Below are 7,156 nucleotides of genomic sequence, written 5' to 3'. Positions count from 1 at the left end.
GCATCGCCCACCACAGGTTGCACCACCTTGGACAGCGTGCCGCCGAGGCTGGAGGCGGTCTGGCCCAGGTCGGTGACCGTGTTGCCTTGCTCGCGCACCACTGCGGCAAGGGGTGAGCCGCTGGTGCCCCCACCGCCACCGCCACCGCCACCCGAGGACGCGGCCGTGCCATCGCCGGCGGTGTTGAGTGAGCCGGTGCCGGAGCACCCGCCAAGCAGCAGCAGGGCCGCAGCGAACGCGGTCAAGCCCGCCCGAGCCGGGCCTTGAGAACGATCGATAATCCTTTTCATGGATATCCTCCTGGTAAAGAAACAAATGCCTGCGCAGACACCTTCGGCCAATTCCGAGGGCGGTTGCCGGCCATTCATCGGCGGGGCGGCAAACAACATGAGTGCGTTTTGTTCCGCAACGAATTCCATTTCCGGTGCGGCCGCCCGGCTCGAATGGTCGGCTCCCGCAACCAGTCTAGGCCCGGCGACGGCCATGCGCAGCAGGGCGTCCAAGCCGCTGGAGATGAGATGCGGCTTCCGTTGTTTGTATTGACCAGAAGCCCTTTTACGAAGGGAAAGTTGTATTGCGGCGCGAAATGAAAACTTTATTCGGCGGGGTCATCCCTCTTTAATTCCAATTGCCATTCCGTGGCATTCCAATGGATCGAATTCGCGGCGCCGAAAGAAATCACCCTATCCCGCGACTTTTGACACGGCCCGCACCTCACCTATTTCCACCCTTCATTCCACATCGAAGCGACATGAGCATCCAGACCATCCTCAAAATGGGGGATCCGCGCCTGCTGCGGCAGGCCCAGCCCGTCACGGCGTTCGACACCCCCGAGCTGCGCCAGCTCGTCATTGACCTGCAGGACACCATGGCCGCGGCCCACGGTGCCGGTCTGGCGGCGCCGCAGATCGGGGTCGACCTGCAGGTGGTGCTGTTTGGCAGTGGACAGCCCAACCCCCGATACCCGGATGCGCCTGCGGTGCCGCGCACGGTGCTGATCAACCCCGTGATCACGCCCTTGGGGGACGACGAGGAGGAAGACTGGGAGGGCTGCCTGTCGGTGCCGGGCATGCGCGGGGTGGTGCCACGCTGGCGCCGCATCCGGTACCAGGGCTTCGACTTGCAGGGCCAGCCGATGGACCGCCAGGCCGAGGGCTTCCACGCGCGCGTGGTGCAGCACGAATGCGACCACCTCTGGGGCACGCTCTACCCGATGCGCATGCGCGACTTGCGCCGCTTCGGTTTCACGGAGGTGCTGTTTCCTGGCCTGGCGGCTGCCGAAGACGACTGAAGGCCGGGCCAGGGCGCCGTTACAAAACGCGGCGCGGTTGAAATGTATTGAAATGTCCGGCGAGGGAAATCGACTAGAGTCGGTCCCCGGAATAACAACCGAACAGGGACTCCCTTTCCATGAAGCGAATGCTTGTCGTGGTGGCCAGCGCGGCCGTGCTGAGCGCCTGCAGCGTGACCAAGCCGCCCTCCAACATGCAGGTGGAACTGCCTCCCACCTGGTATGCGCCGCCTCTGGCCCACCAGGGCAGCACCCAACAGCTGACCGCCTGGTGGAGCCGGTTCGACGACCCGGTCCTGACCGACTGGGTGGCGAGGGCACAGGCCCAGAGCCCTTCCGTCGCGTCGGCGCGCGCGCAGGTGTATGCCGCCCGCGCGGCGCGCCTGGGGGTTGAGGCCGAGACCGGCCCGCAGCTCAACGCGGTGGCCAACGCCAGCCGGGGCCGCACCGACCCGACCATGCCGCTGGGCACCACGCTCAACGCCGGTCTCCAGGCCTCGTGGGCGATCGACCTGTGGGGCGGCAACGACGCCCGGCGCGGCAGTGCCGAGGCGCAACAGGAAGCGGCCGGGGCCGGGTGGCACCAGGCCCGCGTGCTCGTGGCCTCGGAGCTTGCGCAGCTTTACTTCGCCCATCGTCTGTGCCGCGAGCAGTTGGCGGTGGCCGCGCGCGACCGCGACTCGCGCGCCGTGACGGCCGAGAACAACGCGGTCTCCGAGCGTGCCGGCCTCACGGCACCGGCCGTGGCCGCGCTGGCGCGCGCCAGCGGTGCCGAGGGCGCCGCGCGCTACCGGCAGCAGAACGAAACCTGCGAACGCCAGGTGAAGTCGCTCACCGCGCTGACGGGCGTGCCCGAGCCCGATGTGCGAGAGCGGCTGACCGCGGCGCCCGAGCTTCAGGCGCTCCTGCGGTCCCCGCGCATGGACCAGCTTCTTTCCGTGAGCGCCGTGCCGGCGGAGGTGATCCGCCAGCGGCCCGACGTGTACCGCGCCCAGCGCGACCTGGTGGCCGCGAGCGAAGAGGTGGGCGTGGCGCGCGCCGCCCTGCTGCCCAGCCTGTCGCTCTCAGGCAGCTTGCTGCGCAACCGCTTCTCGGGCGGCGGCAACGAAGGCACCTTCAACACCTGGTCGGTCGGCCCCCTGACGCTGAGCCTGCCGCTGCTCGGGCGCGCTGCCCTGCGCGCCAGCACCGACAGCGCCGAGGCGCGCTACGAGGCCGCTGCCATCGCCTACGCAGGCACGTTGCGCCAGGCGGTGGCCGAGGTGGAGCAGGCATTGGTGAGCATCGCCAGCCTGCGCGAGCGCGTGGCGTCCACCGATACCGCCGTGGCCGGCTACGGCCAGTCGTTCCAGGCCACCGAGGCGCGCTACCGCGTGGGCCTGGCCAGCCTGAACGAACTGGAGGAGGCGCGCCGCCTCAAGCTCGCGGCCGACAGCAGCGCCGTGGCCCTGCAGCAGGAACGCATCAACGCCTGGATCCAGTTGTACGTCGCCCTCGGCGGCGGCTTCGACCCCGTGAACAACCCCGACGCTCTCAAAGACCCATCATGAACGCCGTTCCTCCGCATTCGCGCAAACGCTGGCTTTGGCTGGTCATTGTCCTGGCCGCCGTCCTTCTGGGCGTGTTCTGGGTCTTCATCAAGAAGTCGGGCGACGCCGAGGCGCCCACGCCAGCGGAGCAGGCCCAGCCGCGGCCGTCGCTCACCGTCACCGTGGCCCAACCGACGCGCAGCAAGCTGCCCATCCGCCTGCAGGCCAACGGCAACATCACCGCCTGGCAGGAAGCCAGCGTGGGTGCCGAGGTCAACGGCCTGCGCCTGGCCTCGGTGAACGTGAACGTCGGCGATGTGGTGCGCAAGGGCCAGGTGCTGGCTGTGTTCGCCAGCGAAACCACCAAGGCCGACAGCCTGCAGAGCCAGGCCAGCCTGGCGCAGGCCGAGGCCAGCTTCGAGAACGCCAAGGCCGACGCCGACCGCGCGCGCTCGATCCAGGACACCGGAGCGCTGTCCAAGTCCCAGGTGGCGCAGTACCTCACGCAGGAACGCGTGGCCCGCGCGCAGTTCGAGGCCGCCAAGGCCGCGTTCGGCGCGACCGAGGTGCGCCTGGGCAACACCCGCGTGCTCGCCCCGGACGATGGCGTGATCTCCGCGCGCACCGCCACCGTGGGTGCCGTCGTGGGCGCCGGGCAGGAGTTGTTCCGCATGGTGCGCCAGAGCCGCATGGAGTGGCGCGGGGAGGTCACGCCCAGCGAGGTGGGCCGGGTGCGCATCGGCCAGAAGGTGCTGGTGACGGCGGCCACCGGCCTGGAGATCAGCGGTCAGGTGCGCGCCATCGCGCCCAGCGCCGACCCGCAGACGCGCAACATCCTGGTCTTCGTGGATTTGCCGCGCCACGCCGAGCTCAAGGCCGGCACCTTCGCCAAAGGCAGTTTTGACCTCGGGCAGAGCGAGGCGCTCACCGTGCCCAGCCAGGCCATCGTGGTGCGCGACGGCAGCAACTATGTGTTCGTGATCGATGCGCAAAACAAGGCCAACCAGCGCAAGGTGCAAACCGGGCGGCGGGTGGAGGAGCGCGTCGAGGTGCTCGAAGGCCTGCAGCAGGACGAGGCGGTGGCGGTGCAGGGCGCGGGCTTCCTGAACGAAGCCGACCTGGTCAAAGTCGTTCAGTGAGGGCGCGGTCATGAACGTTTCCGCCTGGTCCATCAAGAATCCCATCCCGGCGGCGATGCTGTTCGTCATGCTCACGCTGGCGGGTCTGTTCTCCTTCAAGCAGATGAAGGTGCAGAACTTCCCCGACCTGGACCTGCCCACCATCACCGTCGTGGCATCGCTGCCGGGCGCCTCGCCCAACCAGCTCGAGAACGACGTCGCGCGCATCATCGAGAACAGCCTGGCCTCTCTGCAGGGCTTGAAACACATCTACACCAAGGTGCAGGACGGCACGGTTTCGCTGACGGTGGAGTTCCGCATCGAGAAGAACACCCAGGAGGCGCTTGACGACGTGCGCTCGGCGGTGGCCAAGGTCCGCAGCGAGCTGCCCACCGACCTGCGCGATCCCATCGTCAACAAGGTGGAGATCGCGGGCGGCGCGGTGCTGGCCTACACGGTGTCTTCCGACAAGATGGACGCCGAGGCCCTCTCCTGGTTCGTCGACAACGACGTGTCCAAGCAGCTGTTGTCGGTGAACGGCGTGGGCGCCGTCAGCCGCGTGGGCGGCGTGGACCGCGAGGTGCAGGTGCTGCTCGACCCGCTCAAGCTGCAGTCGCTGGGCACCACGGCCACCGACGTGTCGCGCCAGCTCGCGCGCGTGCAGATCGAAAGCGCTGGCGGGCGGGTGGACCTGGGCGGCAGCCAGCAGCCGCTGCGCACCTTGTCGCAGCTGGCCTCGGCCGAGGCGCTCTCACGGATGGAAATCTCGCTCAGCGATGGGCGCCGCATCCGCCTGGACCAGATCGCCGAGGTGCGCGATACCGTGGCCGACCCGACCGCGGCGGCCTTCCTGGATGGCAAGCCGGTGGTGGGCTTCGAGGTCGCCCGCAGCCGGGGCGCAAGCGAGATCGAGGTGGGCGACGGCGTGCGTGCGCGCCTCAAGGAACTGCAGACGGCGCGGCCGGACCTCAAGATCACCGAATCGTTCGACTTCGTGACGCCCGTGAAAGAGGAGTTCGATGCCTCGATGACGCTGCTGTACGAGGGCGCCATCCTGGCCGTGCTGGTGGTGTGGCTCTTCCTGCGCGACATCCGCGCGACCATCGTCTCGGCGGTGGCGCTGCCGTTGTCGGCCATACCGGCCTTCATCGGCATGTACTACATGGGGTTCACCATCAACGTGGTGACCTTGCTGGCGCTCTCGCTGGTGATCGGCATTCTGGTGGACGACGCCATCGTGGAGGTGGAGAACATCGTGCGCCACATGCGCATGGGCAAGACGCCCTACCAGGCGGCCATGGAAGCGGCGGACGAGATCGGCCTGGCGGTGATCGCCACCACCTTCACGCTGATCGCGGTGTTTCTGCCCACGGCCTTCATGGCCGGCATCCCGGGCAAGTTCTTCAAGCAGTTCGGCTGGACCGCCGCGCTCGCGGTGTTCGCTTCGCTGGTGGTGGCGCGCGCGCTCACCCCGATGATGGCGGCCTACATTCTGAAACCCTTCGTGTCGCGGGAGATGCCGCGCTGGGCGGCGTCCAACCCGCTCACCGCCGCCGCCTGGCGCTGGGGCCACAACCAGGAAGAGCCGGGCTGGCTCAACAAATACCAGGACTGGGCGCGCTGGTGCATCCGCCACCGCTGGATCACCAGCCTGGGCGCGTTCCTGTTCCTCATCGGCTCGCTGCTGCTGATACCGCTGCTGCCACAGGGCTTCATCCCGCCCGACGACAACTCGCAGACGCAGGTCTTCCTGGAGCTCTCACCCGGTGCGACGCTGGAGCAGACCATTGCCACCGCCGAGCGCGCGCGCACGCTGGTGGCGGCGGTTCCGCACGTGCGCTCGGTCTACACCACCATCGGCTCGGGCACGGCCGGCACGGACCCTTTCGCGCCGCAGGGTGCTGCCGAGTCGCGCAAGGCCGCGTTGACCATCCAGCTCGACCCGCGTGGCGAACGGCCGCGCAAGCAGGGCATCGAGAACCAGCTGCGCGATGCGATGTCGAACCTGCCCGGCGTGCGCAGCAAGGTGGGTCTGGGTGGCTCGGGAGAGAAATACGTCCTCACGCTCACCGGCAGCGACGCTTATGCGCTGAGCACCGCGGCGCGGGCCATCGAGCGCGACCTGCGCACCATCCCGGGGGTGGGCAGCATCCAGTCCACGGCGGCGCTGGTGCGCACGGAGATCATCGTCACGCCCGACCTCGCGCGCGCCGCCGAGCTCGGCGTCACGAGCTCGGCCATTGCCGAGACGCTGCGCATCGCCACGGTGGGCGACTACGACAACGCCTTGCCCAAGATGAACCTGCCTGAGCGGCAAATTCCGATTGTGGTCAAGCTCGACGTGGGCGCGCGGCACGACCTGGAGGTGCTCAACCGCCTTGCGGTCCCGGGCAGCAAGGGCCCGGTGATGCTCGGGCAGGTGGCCCAGCTGGACTTCGGGGGCGGCCCGGCGGTGATCGACCGCTACGACCGCGCGCGCAACATCAACTTCGAGGTCGAGCTCGCCGGCATCGCGCTCGGTGACATGAAGGCGGCGGTGGACAAGCTGCCCAGCCTGCGCAACCTGCCACCGGGCGTGTCGGTGCTGGAGATCGGCGACGCCGAGGTGCAGGGCGAGCTGTTCGCCAGCTTTGCCCTGGCCATGCTGACCGGTGTGCTCTGCATCTACATCGTGCTGGTGCTGCTGTTCAAAGCCTTCCTGCATCCAGTGACCATTCTGGCGGCGCTGCCACTGTCGCTGGGCGGTGCTTTCGTGGCCCTGTTGGTGGCCAACAAGAGCTTCTCCATGCCCTCGCTGATCGGCCTGATCATGCTCATGGGCGTGGCGACGAAGAACTCCATCCTGCTGGTGGAATACGCCATCGAGGCGCGGCGCGAGCACGGAATGAGCCGGCTCGACGCGATTCTGGATGCCTGCCACAAGCGTGCGCGGCCGATCGTGATGACAACCATCGCCATGGGCGCGGGCATGCTGCCGATCGCCATTGGCTGGGGGGCGGCCGATGGCAGTTTCCGTTCACCGATGGCGGTGGCGGTCATCGGCGGCCTGATCACGTCCACCTTCCTGAGCCTGCTGGTGATTCCAGCGGTGTTCACCATCGTCGACGATGTGTCGCTGTGGTTCGCCGGCTTGTTCCGGCGCCAGCCCCCAGCCCATGGGCAGGACCCTGCGCAGCCGGGGGCCTTGCGCACCTAGTCGATCAGGGGCAGAAGGGCGG

The 7,156-nt window shown here is 68.3% G+C and carries 6 protein-coding genes; 5 read left to right on the top strand and 1 reads right to left on the bottom strand.

Annotated elements, in window-relative coordinates:
• The coding region (locus KIT86_RS13515; protein ID WP_297399178.1) for a hypothetical protein at window positions 1-290 on the bottom strand (290 nt) is incomplete at its 3' end.
• Here KIT86_RS13515 and KIT86_RS13510 point away from each other — a divergent pair.
• The 5 genes from KIT86_RS13510 to KIT86_RS13490 all read left to right on the top strand — a co-directional run bounded on the left by KIT86_RS13510 (window position 289) and on the right by KIT86_RS13490 (window position 7,134).
• Window positions 289-543, top strand: coding sequence for a hypothetical protein (locus KIT86_RS13510; RefSeq protein ID WP_297399176.1), 255 nt, complete (start codon window positions 289-291; stop codon window positions 541-543). The two genes, KIT86_RS13515 and KIT86_RS13510, sit on opposite strands and share 2 nt — an antisense overlap.
• Before the next feature lie 208 nt (window positions 544-751).
• Window positions 752-1,291: a peptide deformylase gene (gene def / locus KIT86_RS13505; RefSeq protein ID WP_297399174.1), complete on the top strand. Its 540-nt coding sequence runs from the start codon at window positions 752-754 to the stop codon at window positions 1,289-1,291.
• 119 nt (window positions 1,292-1,410) lie between these two features.
• Window positions 1,411-2,841 (top strand): efflux transporter outer membrane subunit, encoded by a 1,431-nt coding sequence (locus KIT86_RS13500; protein ID WP_297399172.1) that lies wholly within the window; start codon window positions 1,411-1,413, stop codon window positions 2,839-2,841.
• Window positions 2,838-3,959: an efflux RND transporter periplasmic adaptor subunit gene (locus tag KIT86_RS13495; RefSeq protein ID WP_297399170.1), complete on the top strand. Its 1,122-nt coding sequence runs from the start codon at window positions 2,838-2,840 to the stop codon at window positions 3,957-3,959. Before KIT86_RS13500 ends, KIT86_RS13495 begins: the two co-directional genes overlap by 4 nt.
• Window positions 3,960-3,969: 10 nt before the next feature.
• The gene (locus tag KIT86_RS13490) at window positions 3,970-7,134 is read left to right on the top strand and encodes an efflux RND transporter permease subunit (RefSeq protein ID WP_297399168.1); all 3,165 of its coding nucleotides are present in this window, start codon (window positions 3,970-3,972) and stop codon (window positions 7,132-7,134) included.
• Window positions 7,135-7,156: the final 22 nt, after the last annotated feature.

Origin of the sequence: Hydrogenophaga sp. (assembly GCF_026125825.1) — a bacterium.
In the GTDB taxonomy this organism is placed as follows: Bacteria; Pseudomonadota; Gammaproteobacteria; order Burkholderiales; family Burkholderiaceae_C; genus Hydrogenophaga.
This window is presented reverse-complemented; position numbering and strand designations above follow the sequence as displayed.